General features: G+C 44.4%; 13 protein-coding genes, 2 tRNA genes and 1 pseudogene. 13 read left to right on the forward strand and 3 right to left on the reverse strand.

Annotated features, from left to right (window positions below):
• The first annotated feature begins 286 nt into the window (after positions 1 to 286).
• From C6W44_RS00125 to C6W44_RS00170, 11 genes are all read left to right on the forward strand, one after another.
• Positions 287 to 1,186: an ABC transporter permease gene (locus C6W44_RS00125; RefSeq protein WP_075101629.1), complete on the forward strand. Its 900-nt coding sequence runs from the start codon at positions 287 to 289 to the stop codon at positions 1,184 to 1,186.
• A 66-nt stretch (positions 1,187 to 1,252) separates the two neighbouring features.
• On the forward strand, positions 1,253 to 2,047 hold the full coding sequence (locus tag C6W44_RS00130; protein WP_100749770.1) for an ABC transporter ATP-binding protein: 795 nt from the start codon (positions 1,253 to 1,255) through the stop codon (positions 2,045 to 2,047).
• Positions 2,048 to 2,237: 190 nt separating this feature from the next.
• Positions 2,238 to 2,870 carry a formate dehydrogenase accessory sulfurtransferase FdhD gene (locus C6W44_RS00135; RefSeq protein WP_227526305.1) on the forward strand — a complete coding sequence of 211 codons (633 nt, stop codon included), beginning with the start codon at positions 2,238 to 2,240 and terminating at the stop codon, positions 2,868 to 2,870.
• 912 nt (positions 2,871 to 3,782) lie between these two features.
• Positions 3,783 to 5,450, forward strand: a complete 1,668-nt coding sequence (locus C6W44_RS00140) for a sodium:solute symporter family protein (protein WP_105243742.1) — start codon at positions 3,783 to 3,785, stop codon at positions 5,448 to 5,450.
• A gap of 94 nt (positions 5,451 to 5,544) precedes the next feature.
• Positions 5,545 to 5,679, forward strand: a complete 135-nt coding sequence (locus C6W44_RS13520) for a putative transporter small subunit (protein WP_208855952.1) — start codon at positions 5,545 to 5,547, stop codon at positions 5,677 to 5,679.
• Between the two features lie 177 nt (positions 5,680 to 5,856).
• Positions 5,857 to 5,930, forward strand: a tRNA-Cys gene (locus C6W44_RS00145).
• 126 nt (positions 5,931 to 6,056) lie between these two features.
• Positions 6,057 to 6,143, forward strand: a tRNA-Leu gene (locus tag C6W44_RS00150).
• A gap of 298 nt (positions 6,144 to 6,441) precedes the next feature.
• Positions 6,442 to 7,962 (forward strand): type I restriction-modification system subunit M, encoded by a 1,521-nt coding sequence (locus C6W44_RS00155; RefSeq protein ID WP_105243743.1) that lies wholly within the window; start codon positions 6,442 to 6,444, stop codon positions 7,960 to 7,962.
• Entirely contained in the window at positions 7,952 to 9,166 is a 1,215-nt protein-coding gene (locus C6W44_RS00160) for a restriction endonuclease subunit S (RefSeq protein WP_105243744.1), read from the forward strand. Before C6W44_RS00155 ends, C6W44_RS00160 begins: the two co-directional genes overlap by 11 nt.
• 374 nt (positions 9,167 to 9,540) lie before the next feature.
• Entirely contained in the window at positions 9,541 to 12,855 is a 3,315-nt protein-coding gene (locus C6W44_RS00165; RefSeq protein WP_105246323.1) for a type I restriction endonuclease subunit R, read from the forward strand.
• A gap of 2 nt (positions 12,856 to 12,857) precedes the next feature.
• Entirely contained in the window at positions 12,858 to 13,721 is an 864-nt protein-coding gene (locus C6W44_RS00170) for a M48 family metallopeptidase (protein ID WP_105243745.1), read from the forward strand.
• A gap of 108 nt (positions 13,722 to 13,829) precedes the next feature.
• Here C6W44_RS00170 and C6W44_RS00175 read toward each other — a convergent pair.
• Positions 13,830 to 14,891, reverse strand: a pseudogene (locus tag C6W44_RS00175) (IS256 family transposase); the annotation flags it as partial.
• A 178-nt stretch (positions 14,892 to 15,069) separates the two neighbouring features.
• Between C6W44_RS00175 and C6W44_RS13465 the strand changes: the two are divergent.
• Together C6W44_RS13465 and C6W44_RS13525 are read left to right on the forward strand one after the other, a co-directional pair.
• Positions 15,070 to 15,249, forward strand: coding sequence for a hypothetical protein (locus tag C6W44_RS13465; RefSeq protein ID WP_199774535.1), 180 nt, complete (start codon positions 15,070 to 15,072; stop codon positions 15,247 to 15,249).
• Between the two features lie 303 nt (positions 15,250 to 15,552).
• The gene (locus tag C6W44_RS13525) at positions 15,553 to 17,466 is read left to right on the forward strand and encodes an acyltransferase family protein (protein ID WP_227526306.1); all 1,914 of its coding nucleotides are present in this window, start codon (positions 15,553 to 15,555) and stop codon (positions 17,464 to 17,466) included.
• A gap of 101 nt (positions 17,467 to 17,567) precedes the next feature.
• Here C6W44_RS13525 and C6W44_RS00185 read toward each other — a convergent pair whose 3' ends face one another.
• On the reverse strand, positions 17,568 to 18,062 hold the full coding sequence (locus C6W44_RS00185) for a glycoside hydrolase family 108 protein (RefSeq protein ID WP_105243746.1): 495 nt from the start codon (positions 18,060 to 18,062) through the stop codon (positions 17,568 to 17,570).
• A gap of 64 nt (positions 18,063 to 18,126) precedes the next feature.
• The gene (locus tag C6W44_RS00190; RefSeq protein WP_105243747.1) at positions 18,127 to 18,519 is read right to left on the reverse strand and encodes a hypothetical protein; all 393 of its coding nucleotides are present in this window, start codon (positions 18,517 to 18,519) and stop codon (positions 18,127 to 18,129) included.
• Positions 18,520 to 18,568: the final 49 nt, after the last annotated feature.

The following is an 18,568-nucleotide window of genomic DNA, read 5'->3' on the forward strand; positions in this document are numbered from 1 at the left end:
TAACGTCACATAGCAGCGTCTATCTATCAGCAAAACCACCAAACAGACAGCGAGCGCTATTCATGGCTGTCTGTCGTTGGTTTTGTCCGATGGGCCTATATAATTAAAACCAAGGTAGCTTATGATCGTTATTCATCGTGATATGTTTTGGTTTACCCTAACCGCAGATTGTTTAATCTGTTAAATTCACCGCTTAGCTGTTTGGCGTTTATATGAGTGTGGCAATCGCCGCGCATTTATGTGACTCTCTCGCGCCGGACACTTGGTTATGACTTACTGATCTCTTATGTCTTTAATTGCTTTTTTTGGTGCGCTTGAAAGCGGTCTGATTTATGGCCTTGTTGCACTTGGCGTCCTGATCTCATTTCGTACGCTCGACTTTCCTGATCTGACGGCTGATGGCAGCTTTCCGCTCGGCGGCGCTGTCGCTGGTATCTCTATCGTCGCTGGTATCAACCCATGGCTTGCTTGCGCGTTTGGTATGCTCGCAGGATCAGTCGCAGGTATCGTCACGGCATGGCTCCACGTCAAGCTGGGTATCTTGCAGCTACTTGCCAGTATCTTGGTGATGGTCGCTCTATACTCTGTCAACTTGCGCATCATGGGTGCGCCAAACTTACCGCTCCTTGGTGAGACCACTGTATTTAGCAGCTTGGTAACCGATGGCAACGGCTATTGGATGCGCTGCTTGATCATTGGGGTGGTGATCTTACTGGCCAAGCTGTTTTTAGATTGGTTTTATAACACTGAAACTGGCTTGTCGATGCGTGCCACAGGCTCCAACCTACGGATGGCACAAGCCCAAGGTATCAACACCTCATGGATGACCATCATCGGTATGGCCATATCCAATGGTCTAATCGCACTGGCAGGTGCTTTGTTTGTACAAACACAAGGCGGCGCGGACATCTCTATCGGTATCGGTACCATTGTCATTGGTCTAGCAGCCGTCATCATCGGTGAGACCATCATTCCTGCCAAGCGTATCTGGCTGATTACCTTTGCTGTTATCGTCGGGGCGGTACTATATAAGCTGTTTATTCAGGTGGCGCTATCGAGCGATACACTACGTAGCATCGGATTTGGTCCGCAGGATTTAAACCTAATCACCGCCCTACTGGTGGTACTGGCACTGGTACTACCAAAAGCCAAAACCAAGTTTTTATCTCGCAAGGCTCGCGCTTAATAGTGGGTAAAGTAGCAATACAAGCTTGAAGTGACTGTCTGAAAGTGACAATAAGGAATAACGACTATGATGCAAGCCACAGATTTGCGGTTAACCTTTAACCCAGGCACCCCTATCGAAAATCCGGCGCTACGCGGCATCAATCTCAACATTGCAGATGGTGAGTTTGTGACGGTGATTGGTACCAATGGTGCTGGTAAATCCACGTTTTTGAATGCTGTCAGTGGTACCACACGTGTCGATAGTGGCTCAATCTTACTCAATGGTATTGATGTCACCAAAAAAACCGCGCATCAGCGTGCGCACTGGGTCGCTCGCGTGTTTCAAGACCCGATGGCGGGCACCTGCGAGGCGCTCACTATCGAAGAAAACATGGCACTGGCGTACAAACGTGGCGGCAAGCGTGGGTTGAGCTTTGCCTTAAACCAAAATAACCGTGATTTGTTTCGCGAAAAGCTGTCCGTACTTAAACTGGGATTAGAAAACCGCTTAACTGACCGCATGGGATTGCTATCAGGCGGGCAACGTCAGGCAGTTAGCCTCCTGATGGCCTCGCTCCAGCCTTCCAAAATCTTATTACTAGATGAACATACGGCCGCGCTTGACCCGAAGACAGCAGCGTTTGTCTTGGAGCTGACTGATAAGATCGTCACAGACAATAGCCTCACGACGATGATGGTCACCCACTCTATGCAGCAGGCGCTGGCGCACGGCACGCGCACGGTGATGCTACATCAAGGCCAAGTGGTCTTAGATGTTGCAGGAGACACTCGTCGCGGCATGACCGTCCATGACCTGCTCGATATGTTCGAGCAAACCCGTGGTGAAAAGGTCGAAGACGATAGCTTAATTTTGAGCTAGATTGTCTCAACTTATTGACTCTCAAAAAGCAGACATTACTGTTTCTGATTGCTTCTAAAACCTTTAAGAAAACGCGCTTTTCTTAAAGGTTTTTTGTTATCTATGGTTATTACTGCTACACACGGTACAGCGGGCATTATATAGTGATGAGATACCACCATTATGCCGCCATTTATCGATGAGGTCTGTCATGCGCAAAATTCCTAATGCAGTAGATACAGCTGCTTTGCCAGACACGCTTGAGACACTTCTCACACAGCTGCAAGACTATGACGTCTATGTGGTAGAGCTCAGACTGAGCCAACGCTGCCATCAGCGCATCCAAGCCCAAAAGCGCCAACTGGCGGGCCGTATAGGCTGCGGTATGTGCGGTATCACGGGGCTGACACAAGCCCTACCTGATTTGAGCACTTATACGCAAGATAGCCAACCAATTCAGACAGCCTGCCCGCGTCTGGATTATCTATTGGATATGCGCCAGCAAATCACTACCATGCAGCATACCCATCAGCTGGCAGGGGCGGTACACGCTGCAGCGACCCTGCATGACGAGCAGCTGTATTTGTTTGAAGATGTTGGCCGCCACAACGCGCTAGACAAACTGATTGGCTGGCAGCTGCGCAACAAGCGAGAGGCAGACTGTGTGCTGATGACCTCACGCTTGTCTATCGAGCTGGTACAAAAATCGATTCGGGGACGTATCCCTTGGCTCGTTGGTATGTCTGCGCCCACCAGTACGGCCGTACGGGTCGCCCAGCGCTATGGTTTGGGGCTGGCTGGGTTTTTGCGTGACAATAGAGTCACCTACTACACTGGTATTTGATGAGTATTGCCTAACCACATTTTCTAAATCCTGTCGTTATCATCGATTCGTTTACTTTGGTACCCTCACATTGATCATTTAATACTGCCACCATTCAATACGTTAGCCTTAGTGACACCCTCACAAACACCTTTTCATAAACCCCATTTGTCAATGCCATTTTTCTTGAGGTCTGCCTCTGCCTTTTGGTCATTTATGACAGATAACTGACTGATAGATTTGAGCTTCACGGCAGAATAGGGTACCCTTAGCGCACGAGTATGTTACACATAGTTAACATAGCTGTAGTTTTATTTATAAATACTGAGCCTATGGTGCGACGCATCAGGGCTGTAGCGTGTTTGAGACTTAACTACAGGTAATGCGTCAATTACCTAATCATGGGCAAAAATTCGCTCATGCTTGGGTGTATTTCAGCCGGCTATACATAATATCAGCCGATAAAGCTGTCTACACTTAGCACCGTCATCAGCAGATGGCTGAGTGCTTATCCATAATTTTGCTGTAGATACCTGCCTTGTCAGCGCTCTATAGCAGCCAGCTACTATCAAGTATGGCCACTTGACAGCGTGATGGATTATCCATCAACAGACGCATACTGATGACTGCCCTGCGATTTTTGTGAGACGTGGCTCACTGTTGCATGTGATTTTTTCAAATGACGTACAACAGTGAGTGACCGGCATGATGTCAATGGACAGTTGTCATTTACAGGTTGCAGGATCTACTCTTAAAACACCAAGTGCGCCAGCGTGCTGCATTTGGGTCGGCGCTGACCGCTTTTTATAACGGTCAATTGTTAGCACTGTGTGATGCCTCTACATAAGCATTTTATGGGCTTTATTATATTCTTAACAGTTTTGGATAGAGTTATACTATTAAACTTTTATTTATGTAAAATAATCGCGAGGTATGAATTTGAAAACTGAGTCACTGTTCCAATTTTCATCGTTAACCATTATTTTATTGTTGTTAGCGTTTTATGGCGGCACGTATTTGTTGTCATTGCTGATCAAAAAAGACAAAGAAACCACTTCAGGATTTATGGTGGCAGGCCATGGCGTCGGCTTTGGCATGGGTGCTGCTAGTATGACCGCTACTTGGATTTGGGCGGCATCGTTTTATGCGGCGGCGACCTCTGGCTACAAGTATGGCGTATCAGGGCCGATACATTACGGCTTTTGGGGCGCGCTGATGATCTTATTCATCTATCCTTTTGGTATGCGCTTTCGTGAGCTTGCACCCGATGGTCATACCTTAGGTGAGCTTATCCACGCCCGCCATGGCTCATCAAGCCAATTAATTTTAGCCATATCCAACCTTATGGGCAGCTTAATTAGCTTGATGGTCAACTTTACTGCAGCTGGGGCGTTGGTGTCGGTATTATCGCCATTATCGTTTCAGACGGGGGTCATGATTGCAGGTATCGGGGTGCTAAGCTACACCCTAACCTCAGGGTTTCGTGCTTCCGTCTTTACAGACTTTGCGCAATTGGTCGCTTTGATGGCCATCGGTATTGTCATTATTCCAGCGGTACTGTTTGCGATGGGTGGGCCACAAGTCATGGTCGATGGCCTCTCTAACCTCACGCTTGAACAGCAGGATTTCTTTTCATCCGAAGCGTTTTTTCAGCAAGGAGCGCCCTATTTTGTCGCTGTACTTGCTTATGCGATTGGTAACCAAACCATCACGCAGCGCTTGTTTGCGATCGATAAGACTAAGATTAAACAGACCTTTATTACCGCCACGGTCGGCTATGCTGGTATCGTCATCGGTCTTGGTATGATCGGATTGATGGCTTTGACCATCGGTATCGAGCCGCTAAATGGCGATATGAATAATCTGATTCCGCAAATGGTCAGCACTTACTTGCACCCTGTATTTATCGCCTTGTTCTTTATCTTGGTCATTGGCTCACTATCATCGACAGCCGACTCAGATTTGTCGGCCTTATCGACCATTATGATGGCGGATGTGTATGGCAAAAACATTGCCAAAGGCCGCGTCAAGCCTAAAACGATGATGCTCGTTGGTCGTAGCACGATGATTATCGCCACCGCTGCCGGACTGATCTTTGCCAGCTTTAAGCTAGATATTTTGGTGATGTTGGTCTTTGTAGGGGCGCTGTGGGGCGCGATTGTTTTTCCGGTCATCGCCAGTGTGTTTTGGAACCGCGTGACCAATACCGCCTTTACCTCGGCGGTCATCGTCGGCCTACTGCTATTCTGTGTGGTACGCTTTGAGCTGCTACCGATGACAGGCTTTACTGCCCTTTTCTTTGAAATACTGGCCAGTGTGGGCGCCGCAGTCGTGATTGGACTGATGGTCTTTGGCTTTTTGGGTCGTAAAATCGGCATGGTAGCGGCAGCGATCACGCTGGTACTGATGCTCATTTTTGCCACAGGCTTCTTACGTCAGTACATGGTACTACTGGCCTCACTAACGGCCTATGGTGCCAGCACCATCGTTTGTATCATCGTTAGCCTCATGGGTGATGAACACTTTGATTTTGCTTTAATCAATCAACGTGTCGGCGATTATGATAAAAAAGCCAAGGCATCGACCTCTGAGCTTTCATAAACACAGGTAGCGAGCACCGCTTGCGGGTTTGGCAGTTGGTCAATATGTGACCGGCTGCACAGGCAACCCTTCATAAATACTATAAGGAGATATCATGGACAACGTCTTTATCTACGGCTTATATATTTTAATTTGGCCAGCCATTACGCTCGGCGTGCTGGTATTGATTTGTACCGCGACTTATCGCGACATCAAACGAGCCAAACGTAATAACGAAGAGATATTATAAAAGTACACACTCAATGATCAGTACTCTCATCAGTGAGTCCGGCTCGCTGATGAGCCTGAATACGCAAAAAACTCATAAAAAAGCACTAAAATCAGCACAAGTGAGCATATAAGCTATTTTTAGCCAAAAAATGACTTGTAATTTAAATTATTTTTGCTAATATAGTCCACCTTGATTGGCTGGATGGCAGAGTGGTCATGCAGCGGACTGCAACTCCGTTAACGCCGGTTCGATTCCGACTCCAGCCTCCAATTATTTATTAACGTCATGTTAATTTAGGCTTGCATTATTAGCATAACCGCTTATAATAGCGACCACTTATCTTACCAGCGAAAAGTACTATCAACGCTTTTTAATGTATAGATAAAACAAGTTTTGCCCGGGTGGTGAAATTGGTAGACACAAGGGATTTAAAATCCCTCGCTCTAACGAGCGTGCCGGTTCAAGTCCGGCTCCGGGTACCATTATAGAAGTACGAAAAACCGCAAACCAACTATGGTCTGCGGTTTTTTTGTGTCTGTTATTTTTTAAGCAGCCTTCTTAGAATGACGCTCCTCCCTCCCTATACGTTAAGTCAGAAAACCTCTTTCTCCATGCGACGCTCAATGTCGGACACTGATACAATGGCGATAGACTAAAGCGTGTCAGTAAACTAATATAGTGCGCAAGATGCATTAAACCAATAACACGATAACTATCAGTTCCTACAACTATCAATCCTTCAACTATAAATCATAGACTCATTTAAGGAAACATCCTGACATGGCTGCAACTCCTATCTCCCCTATCAGTCAAGCTGAGATTAACAAAGCGGTTTGGAACGCCTGTGATACCTTTCGCGGTGTGATCAGCGCCGATACTTATAAAGACTTTATTTTGACCATGCTGTTTTTGAAGTATCTATCGGACGTGTACCGTGATGAATACAACAGCCTAATGGATGAGTATGGCGATGCCGATTTGGTCAAAGAGCTGATGAGCAACCAGCGCTTTGTGTTGCCCGATGGTGCCAGCTTTTGGGATTTGTACAAGCAGCGTCATCAGCCGGGCAATGGTCAGCGTATTGACGAAGCGCTACATGCGATAGAGGAAGCCAACGGTAATAAGCTGAAAAACGTGTTTCAAGACATCAGCTTTAACACCGACCGCTTGGGTAATGAGAAGAAGAAAAACGAGCTACTGCGGCATTTGCTTGAAGACTACGGCAAAGAGGTGATGAACCTCAGCCCGTCACGGGTCGGTAGCCTTGATGTGATTGGTAATGCCTATGAGTATCTGATCAAGCACTTCGCGGCAGATGCGGGCGCTAGTGCGGGTGAGTTCTACACTCCGCCTGAGGTGTCAAGCCTGCTTGCGACTATTCTAAATCCTGTTGCGGGCGATGCGATATGCGACCCAGCCTGTGGTTCAGGTTCTCTGCTCATCAAATGCGGGGCAATGGCACGCAAAAACTCAGGCAGCAAAAACTATGAGCTGTTTGGGCAAGAAGCGATTGGCTCGACGTGGGCACTGGCGAAAATGAATATGTTCCTTCATGGTGAGGACAATCACCGTATCGAATGGGGCGATACCTTGCGTCATCCACTATTACTTGATGATAAGGGCAACTTATTAAAATTCGATGTGGTGACTGCCAACCCACCCTTCTCACTAAGTAAATGGGGTTATGAAGATGCCGCCGATGATGAGCATGGTCGCTTTCATCGTGGTCTGCCGCCGAAGACCAAGGGCGATTATGCCTTTATCACTCATATGATTGAAACGCTCAAGAATGACAACGGGCGTATGGGTGTGGTGGTGCCGCATGGCGTGCTGTTCCGTGGCTCAAGTGAGGGCAAAATCCGTCAGCAGTTGATTGAAGAAAACCTGCTCGATACGGTGATTGGCTTGCCCGAAAAGCTGTTCTTTGGGACGGGGATTCCGGCGGCGATATTGGTGTTTAAGAAGAACAAAACCGATGATATGGTGCTATTTATCGATGCCAGTTCGGATTATGAGTCAGGCTCGAACCAAAACAAGCTGACGGATGAGAATTTGGCAAAAATCATTGAGACTTATAACAACCGTGAGTTTGTCGATAAATACGCCTATGTTGCCAGCCTTGATGAGATTAAGGAGAACGACTTTAACCTCAACATTCCGCGTTATGTCGATACCTTTGAGCCTGAGGCAGAGATTGATCTTGTGGCGGTACGTGAGCAGCGTTTGGCACTCAAAGCAGAGCTTGCCAGCTTAGAGTCTGAGATGGAACACTATCTTAAGGAGCTTGGTTATGGTGCCTAATGGATGGAAGGAAGAGTTTCTTGGTGATGTGGCACAGTTTTCACAAGGAGTTCAAGTAGATGCAGAGTTGCAATCAGAAATCAAGGATGATGGACTTATTCGATTTCTTAGAATTAGTGACTACGTTAATCCTAATGAAGTTCCTAGATACATTTCAAAACCTTCGGATAAATACATTGTCAATAAAACTGACTTAAGTATGATTCGTTATGGTAGTGCTGGTGCTGGGGATTTAGTAAGAGGACTAGAAGGTGCAATAGCTAACAATCTATTCAGAGTAATTCCTAATGAAAATTTACTTTCAAAAGACTTTTTTTGGTTTTATGCACACCAACCGGTAGTCAAAAACTTTTTATTTAGCAATTCAACTTCCTCGACAATGCCAGCAATTTCATTCAAGCTTGTTAGTAAATTGCCTTTGCTACTGCCGCCCCTACCCGAACAACAAAAAATCGCCAAAATCCTAACCACTTGGGATAAAGCGATTAGCACCACCGAGCGTTTAATTGACAATAGTACCCAGCAGAAAAAAGCCCTGATGCAGCAGTTGCTGACAGGTAAAAAGCGTTTGCTTGATGATGAAGGGAAACGGTTTGAGGGTGAGTGGTTAACTAAAAAACTAGTAGATATCACAACTAGAATTCAAAGAAAATCTGATGGTAATGACCATCCAATTTTAACTATTTCATCTTTAAGTGGGTTTATGACTCAAAAAGAACGTTATAGTCGTTTCATGGCTGGTGAAAGCTTAAAGAAATATGTTCTACTTAAAAATGGTGAGTTTGCTTATAACAAAGGAAACTCTAAAACATATCAGTTTGGCTGTATTTTCAAACTTGAAGATTTTGAGACGGGATTAGTACCTAATATCTATGTTTGTTTTAAAATCAATAACGGTTTATGTGAGGATTTTTACAAGTATCTGTTTGAAGCTGACTACTTAAAACCTCAACTCGGACGATTAGTAAATACTGGTGTTCGTAATGATGGCTTATTAAATATTAGACCTGACGAGTTTTTAAATACAACAGTACCTGTTCCTCCTATAGACGAACAACAAAAAATCGCTGCGGTATTAACCAATGCAAGCAGAGAAATCGAATTGCTGGAACAACAGCTTGCCGATTTTCAGCAAGAGAAAAAGGCGTTGATGCAGCAGCTTTTGACGGGTAAGAAGCGGGTGCGGATTGATGAAATAGTATAGCCGTAAATAAGTTTATAGCAGGCTGCGTTACAGACACCCTAGCGTCGCTAAATCGTTTAAAATGAATTAAAAGCTTATTAGGAGTAAACGACATGAATGTGTCTTACTCACGGCTGATCTTGATCTGTATGGTTTTGCAGCAGGTCACGGCATAGAAGCTATTAACTTTACTCACTTGCGAAAATACTTATAAAAAGTTGTATTGACACAAAAAAAGTAATCAACTAATCTATACTCAACATAACCGCCACGCTTAGTGCCCTCTGGGTAACGCGCAACCTTGGCGGTTTTTTGTTGCCTTTTTTATGTCGTTATCGGCTACAATCAATTTAAAAGCGTCACACTTATCAAACAATAACTATAAGCATACTCATATGACCAACCCTAGCATCAACTTCAAAGAAGAATTTAGCGCAAAAATCCCCGCCCTTACCTTACTCATGAATTTGGGTTATCGCTACCTCTCCCCTGAGGAATGCTTACAGCTACGCAGTCCTAAGGGCGCAAGAGTACAGACACCAGCCAATAGTAGCAATCAAGTGATGCTATTGCCTATATTACGTGAGTACTTGACCCGTCAAACCTTCCCCTTTGAAGGTCAGCAGCATCATCTGTCTGACGCTGGTATCGACAAGATCATCAGCGAGCTAAACCCAGCGATGAACCTAGGACTCACTCGTGCTAACGAAAAGCTTTATGACGCCCTACTCTATGGCGTCAGCGTCACTGAATTTATCGATGGCAAAAAAGCCTCGCCGACTATTCAGCTGATCGACTGGCAAAACATTGATAATAACGCCTATCACGTGACCGAAGAGATGGTCGTGCAAAACGCTGATGCGACTGGCAATGTCATCCCCGATATCGTCTGCTTTGTAAACGGCTTACCGCTAGTGGTCATAGAAGCCAAACGCCCCGACTCAAACAACCCCCATCAATCCACCAATAGCCAAGCCATCTCGCAGCACATCCGCAATCAAGGGCAGAAGTACATTCCGCATCTCTTTGCCTACAGTCAGCTGCTACTTGCTATCAATGGCCATGAAGGCTTGTACGGTACTTGCGGCACCCCTGAAAAGTTCTGGTCTAAATGGATCGAAGAAGAGATCAGCGAGATTGAGTTTCATCAAATAAAAAACCAACGCTTAGATGATCCTCAAATCGACCATTTGTTTGCACAGCGTAGTGCTGATGATAAACGTGAATATCGATCGCTGCTTGCTGCTGGCTCGCTTGCCGTGACCGATCAAGACCGTTTGATTATCAGCCTACTGCGTCCCGACCGTCTGCTCGATATGACTCGCTACTACACCCTGTTTGATAGTAAAGCAGGTAAGATCGTGGCGCGCTATCAGCAAGTCTTCGGCATCAAAGCCTTAGTTAAGCGCATCAGTCATTTTGACGAGCAAGGAAGCCGTGAGGGTGGCGTAATTTGGCATACCACAGGTAGTGGTAAGTCCTTTACCATGGTATTTTTATCCAAAGCGCTGATTTGGCTTGAGGATCTCGCCAAGTGTCGTGTGTTTGTCGTGACCGACCGAATAGACTTGGAGAACCAGATCGCCCGCACCTTTATCTCCGCCGGTGCGCTGAGTGATAAAGATCGCCGCCTAGCCAAAGCACTCTCTGGGCGTGACCTAGCCAAAAAGATCGGCAAGAGTAACGAGCGTATTGTGTTTTCTATCATCAATAAGTTTGGTGCAGCGGCGCAATATGATGAGTTTTATAACCCTAGCGAGAATATCATTGTCTTGGTTGATGAAGGTCACCGTAGCCAAAACGGTGAGAACAATATCCGTATGCAGCAGGCTCTGCCTAATGCCGCCTTTATCGCCTTTACGGGTACACCACTATTAAAAGATGATAAGACCGAAAACAAATTTGGCACCATCATTCACTCCTACACCATGCAGCAAGCGGTAGCCGATAAAACGGTCACGCCCCTACTCTATGAAGAGCGCATCCCTGAGCTGAACACCAATGATGTCGCAATCGATAAATGGTTTGAGCGTATTACCCAAAAGCTCACCAGTGAGCAAAAAGCAGATCTTAAACGTAAATTTTCTAAAAAAGGCCAAGTCTATCAAGTTGAAGGGCGTATAGAACTGATCGCCCATGATATCTCTGATCATTTTCAGAACTTCAAGCAGCAAGGCTTAAAAGGTCAGCTGGCTTGTGACTCAAAAGTATCTGCCATTCGCTATAAGCACGCTTTAGACGCTATTGGTAAGGTCAGCTCAGTCGTGGCTATGTCACCGCCTGACACCCGTGAAGGTCATGAAGTCGTCGATGCCGAGAGTAAAGACATCGTTCAAAACTGGTGGCAGAATAACGTCGCACCCAAATACGGTATGGACGATACCCAATATACCAAAGACATCATTGACGCTTTTGGTGAAGATGATGGCCCAGATATTATGATCGTGGTGGATAAGCTGTTAACTGGTTTTGATGAACCCAAAAACACCGTTCTGTATATCGACAAACCGCTAAAGAGTCATAACTTGATTCAGGCCATTGCTCGCGTTAACCGCTTGCATAACAAAAAGCAGTTCGGTTATTTGATTGATTATCGTGGCATTTTAAAAGAGCTCGACACCACGATTGAAAAATACCAAGATTTGGCTGAGCGTACCCAAGGTGGCTTTGACATTGAAGACTTGGCTGGCATGTACCATGCCATGGATTCTGAATACAAAAAACTGCCGATGCTACACAAAAAAGTCTGGGCGATTTTTGCTGATGTGACCAACAAACAAGATGGCAACGCCCTGCGTCAGTCGTTGTCGCCTAAAATAGAAGAGCGAGAGGGCGTATTCGTCGATACGCACCTAAAGAAGCGTGATGATTTTTATGCCGCTTTGACTGAGTTTGCTAATGTGATGAAAGTCGCACTACAATCGGCCTCCTACTTTGAAGACAGCTTTTTTGAGGGTAAGCGAGAGCGTTATAAAAAAGACTTAAAGGCCTTTGTGCAGCTACGTAAACAGGCACGTGAAGATGCCAATGAAACCATCAACTTTGATGAGTTTGAGGATGATATCCGTAGCCTACTCAATAAGCATATCGCAGGTATAGAAGTCAGAGAGCCTAAAGGCGCTTATCTAGTCGGTAATATGGGTAAAGACATTAAGCCTGAAGCACTAAGTGATGACGAAGCGCGTAACCAAACGGACAAAATCACCAGCCGCGTCACTAAGATGATTGAGCAAGATTTAGCTGATGATCCCTATGCGCAAGAGCATTTCTCCAAGCTTCTCAAAAAAGCCATTGAAGATGCTAAGGCCATGTTCGATGCACCAGTCAAGCAGTACATGATGTTTGCTGACTTCGAGCAAGACGTTAAAGCTCGCAAAGTACCTGATGTGCCAAACGAGTTTATCGATGAGTCAGGCAAACATAACAAACATGCACAAGCCTATTATGGACTGTTTAAGCACTTATTTGATCCAAGTCTTCTAGAAGAAAACGGCCTAGACAAGGACACACTCGTCAGCTTCGCTTACGCTATTGATGACGTTGTCGATAAAGCGGTAGCAGTCAACTCCTTAAACCCGTCACAGATGGAAAAAGACATCAAAGTTGGGCTACTAAAGCTACTGTTCAAAGCCATCGGTACCGACAATGCCAAGAAGCTGTCTGATGAAGTGATCCGTATCACTCGCCATGGTATCTCTCGGAGTCACTAGTCATGGCAAACCGACCAGAGCATAAGACAGTGAGCAATAATGGCGTGTCTGCTACTCGTGTATCTAACCATAGCACGCCTAGCAATAATACGCTTACTAGATCTAATGATACGCGGCATCACCTCTACTACGGTCAAGACAAAATCAGCTATGAAGTGATACGGAAAGACAAAGCTCGTAAGCTACGTATTAAGGTGTATCCGGATCAGCGGGTAGTGGTCAGCGTACCGATGCAGGTGACAGATGAGTTTATTTATCAGTCAGTGCAAAAACGGGTGCGCTGGATATGGCAGCACCTGCAAGACTTTGCCAAGCAAAAAACTGACGTGCTGCCAAAACGCTATGTCAGCGGTGAGCCTCAGTTTTATTTGGGTCGCAGATACGTGCTCAAAGTACTTGTCGACCCTGAGCAAGCTGCTAATGTAAAACTGATTCGTGGCAAGCTGACCGTGACTTTGACTCATAGTAGCAATGCTGCTGATGATACCAGTGGTAGCGACCGAGCAGCTAAAGTTAAGGCACTGTTAGATGCTTGGTATCAAACTAAAGCTAGAATAGTATTTGCAGAGCGCCTTGCTGCCGTATTGCCTCAAGCTGATTGGGTGCATAGCTCACCCACGTTTAAGATACTATCGATGAAAAAACAATGGGGCAGCTGCTCGGCTCAAGGCAACTTAGTCCTCAATCCACATTTGGTGAAAGCCCCTAAAGAATGTATCGACTACGTGATACTGCATGAGCTGTGTCATATCAAAGAGCACAACCACAGTGAGCGGTTTTGGCGACTGCTGTCGCAAGTTATGCCGCATTGGAAAGCGGTCAAAACTGAGCTTGATAGCTTGGCTGAGCTTTATTTGAATGAGTGAGGGTTATTAATGAAAAACCCTAATAGTTAAAGAATTCAATCTTGTGTGTTCAAGTAGCGTTCAAGGTAGTCTATATCAATCCATAACTGGATACATGCTCTTAATCGCTTTATGATTATTCACTGCCGTCCGAATCACACTGTTTAGTGACTCTATCGCATTGGTGGTATCAATCACTTTTCTGATGTCTTTAGGGTAGCCAAAGAACACCGTTAAGCCCTCCCAGTTATTACGCCAAGACTTGACCACGTGCGGATACTCCTTGCCCCAAGTCTCATCAAAGTGCTCAAGATTGGCCTCTGCCATCTCAAGGGTATCAGCGCCGTAGATGGCCTTTAAATCAGCCGCTACGGCCTTTTTATCCGTCCACGGCACAAACTTCATTGAATAGCGCACCATGTGTACGATACACAGCTGAACCTGTGCCTTTGGATAGACGGTGTTAATGGCATCAGGGAAGCCCTTTAAGCCATCGACACAGGCAATGAGGATATCTTGTACCCCACGGTTTTGTAATTCAGTGAGAACACCTAGCCAGAACTTAGCGCCTTCGTTCTCTGATAGCCACATGCCAAGCAGCTCTTTTTTACCATCAAGTCCCACGCCTAGCGCCAGATAGATCGCCTTGTTGATGATCTGCTTGTCTTGGCGTACCTTAACGACGATGCAGTCCAAATAGACGATAGGATAAACACTGCTCAGCGGCCTGTTCTGCCAAGCGGTGATGTCCTCTAATATATTATCGGTGACTCTTGAGATAAGAGAGCTTGAGATGTCGACATCGTAGAGCTCTTTAATACTCTCTACGATCTCAGTGGTGGTTTGACCCTTGGCGTAAAGGAATATGATTTTATCATCAAGGCCACTAATACGGGTTTGATGCTTACGCACTAAGGCAGGTTCAAAGTCACCATCACGGTCTCTTGGGGTGGATATCTCAAGATCGCCTGTGTCGCTACGGACGGTTTTTTTAGTGTATCCATTGCGCTTATTAGGCTTGTCTGCTTTCTCATGCTTGGGGTAGCCGAGATGGTCTTCCATCTCAGCTTCAAGGGCAGTATCGATAAACGACTGCATGAGCTGCTTTTGAAAGTCTTTGATGTCATCGAAGCTTTTCATGCTACCAGCCATTTGCTCGGCCAGTTTTTTAAGGTCAGATTGAGTCGTCATTGCTTATTCTCCGGTTAGTGCATATAAGCAGTTACACAAAGTTTGGGAAACTCCCGACCTGGATTCTCAACCGTCTCTAAAGGACAGCCCATCCCTAACCCATTCATCAAAAATCACCTAACAGTTTGCCCTTCTCCCTCAATAACAGGCATGGGTATCAAAAAATCGGTAGCTTGGTATGCGTAACCGTATTGGCTTATTTTTACACATTCCCTTTGGTTTTTTGGCAGCCACTGCAACAAAGTACCGAGCTGATTTATCACCTCGCGCACTACGACCTACTTGGCACGCAGGCCATGTAAGACAAAACCAAGGCAACGGTCGTCTGTCAGCCAATCATGTCAAAATCATGTCATAAAAAAAAGCCAGCCACCTAAGTGACTGACTTTTTTTAAAATATTTGGTGGAGATGGCGGGAGTTGAACCCGATTACATCAAACACTATCACACGCTATCAAATACGACCTTAATAATATCAATGACTTACGATTATGCAATGTGATTAGATGTGATAGCGTATGACGATAGGATGTCAAGAATCATGTCACAGACTAATTATCTTGTGATGAAATTATTGAGTTTTAGTGCATCGAAGTATACATATATTTACGGTGTAGATATACTATCGACAAATTTTATAATCCTTTAGTAAGTATATCCTATGAAATTCAGAAAAGATATTAACGGGCTTCGGGCTTTTGCAGTCATCGCTGTTGTCCTCTTCCATTTTAATGCCGCTTGGATGCCCGGTGGTTTTGCTGGTGTTGATGTATTCTTTGTAATTTCAGGGTTTTTAATGACTGGAATTATATTTAGAGGTATCGAGCAAGAAAAATTTTCTATTCTAAATTTCTATGTCGCTCGTGCTAATAGGATTATCCCTGCCTTAGCGTTGCTTTGCTTGGTATTGTTAGTCTTTGGCTGGTTCTATCTGACGCCTTTAGAGTACAAACCATTAGGGAAGCATGCCGCCAGTAGTGTCGGCTTCTTATCTAACTTTATTTATTGGAGAGAAGCAGGTTATTTTGACGCAGCTTCTCATGAGAAATGGCTGTTACACACATGGACACTATCAGTTGAGTGGCAGTTTTATATCATTTATCCGTTGATACTTGTGGCTATGCGCAAGTTTCTGTCTATAAAGACTATGAAGATTATGATACTAGTGGCAACAGTTTTAGCTTTTATTTTTTGCGTTTACTCTACTTATAAATGGCCTAATGCATCATATTTCTTATTGTCCGCAAGAGCGTGGGAGATGTTGATCGGTGGTGTTGCCTACCTTTATCCTTTTACATTGCAAGAGAATAGAAAAAAGCTTTTAGAGAAAATAGGTTTAGTTTTAGTGGTGGGGTCTTACTTCCTCATCTCAGCAGAAAATGCTTGGCCTGGTTACTTAGCACTATTTCCTGTTGTGGGCTCGTTCCTTATTATTCAGGCACAGCGCAATGACAGTATCATGACAAGCAATATCGTATTCCAAAAAATAGGCACATGGTCTTATTCTATCTACCTATGGCATTGGCCTTTGGTAGTCATTATTTATACATTCGCCATGCCTGAATACTATATTTATTTAGGCATGGCGCTATCCATACTTCTTGGCTTCCTAAGTTATAAGTATGTTGAAAAAATTAACTTTCCAAGAAGTTTTCCCACTCTTTTAAGTTACTTGAAATGTAAGCCAATTTATATTGCTGGAATTATTGGGGTGCTCGGGAGTCTAACTTTCCTTAAAAATGGCGTTGATGAAAGATTTGAGCTGAGTGCTCAAGAAAAAGAAGTAATGAGTGAGCTAGTAATGCCAAATAGAAGCAATGGGTACTGCTTTTATGATGCACACAAACTTTCAGATTTTGAGGTCGATGCAAATAAGGGAGTTGAATGCTATTTAGGAAAGGCTAACCATCCTACCAACACTTTGCTTTTTGGTGATTCTTATGCGGGGCATAATGAACCATTTTTTGATGAAGTGTTTAAAGCGAACGATGCCTCATTTCAGTCTGTAGTTACAAATTGGTGTACACCTTCTCTTTCAGACGACTTTGCAGGTTCAAAAACGGACCCTGCTTATGAACAGTGTATGCTCAACAGAAAGTATTTAATAGAAAGCCTAGGTAGCTATAAAAATATTATTTTTTCTGGATTGTGGACAAGTATCAAGACTGATAAGCAAACAAATGATTTAGAGGAAATTATTTCTAAAGCATCAGAGCAAGGAGTTAATATTATAATTATGGCTGCTCCTAGGTCATATGGCACAAACCCACTAGAAAGTTTCAAAAAAAGTATCTACTTCGATATACCAGATGTTATTGATAATAATGATAGCCCTGACTTAGCAATGCGTGAAGCTAATATGAAAATGGAAAAAATAGCTAACAAATATGACAATGTTCACTTTATCGATAGGACATACCTATATGATAAAAGTAATAATTTTAAAGTTAACGGGCTTACCGTTCCTTATAGTTATGATGGTGGTCATTTATCAATACTGGGATCGAAGTACTCAGCTAAGTATTTTATGGAACATGATGAGTACAAAAATATAATGCGACACTTTGATTTATAAGAAATGATAATTTTTATCAATATAAACGACTATATCTTTTTTTATCAAACTATAAAGCCCTGCCTAAAAGGTAGTGCTTTATCTAAAATTTGAACTAATTATCAATTATCGTTAGCTGCCCACCGTAAATTACCAACGATACGACGTGACCAGCCGCGACCAAATGTCGGCCAAGTACGCAAGCGCGTGTAAAAATCTAGGCGTTCCGCATTAAATAGCAAGATAATATCGTTTTGATCCATTGCTTTGACTGCTGCTAGTGTGCGCGGCCCAATAATGCCGTCATCTCTCGCACCGATTGCGCGTTGCAAAAACTTAACAGCATTGCGGTTACCGTGATTGTACGCTGCATCAAATACCTGCCAAGCGACAGCGCGTGGTAACTCGTCACCTTTAATGGCTTGCCAATACGACTTGTCAGCGATTGCTTGAGCCGTGGATTTTGGCAAACTACGCATTGGACCGTTATAACCGTGAGCACGAGCAACACGTTTTGTCACGCCCCACATCGTTTCACCGCCAGGGTCGCTTGGGTGATTGACGTAACCGCCCTCGTGCCTCATTAGTCGCTCGAAAATTGCGTCGAATACGCTCATAAATTTTACCTTATTTTAGACATTAAAAAAGCCCCAAAAATAGGGCTATATTTAATACTGATTGTTATTTTCCAAGTATCGCAAACACTGCGTCTTTGATTTCTTTTATCACCTCAGCAAGCGTCTTGCCCTGCCACAGCGCTATAGATTGATAAACAATGCCGATTGCAAGCATCCCAAACACTGCCCACATAAGCATGACAAAGCCATGTGTCATCACGCTGTAGTCTTGTAGCTTGTAATACTCAATAGACGCTTCGCCGCCGTACAAACTGATCGTGACAGCGATTGTAAACTTAACGATGACCGAGATATTGACTTGTATCTTACCGTCCCTGCCAATGTCACCTGATAGCATCAAACCAAGAATAGCGCCGATGACCGCGGCAAAAACTTTAGGTAGGAATACCAATAGCTTTAGTAGTATTATGTCCCAATAGGGTGTGTTGTTTGGCATTGTCTCCCCTCAAATTTTAGATAATAAAAAACCCCAATTAAGGGGTTTT

Source organism: Psychrobacter sp. Marseille-P5312, from assembly GCF_900291405.1.
Classification (GTDB): Bacteria; Pseudomonadota; Gammaproteobacteria; order Pseudomonadales; family Moraxellaceae; genus Psychrobacter; species Psychrobacter celer.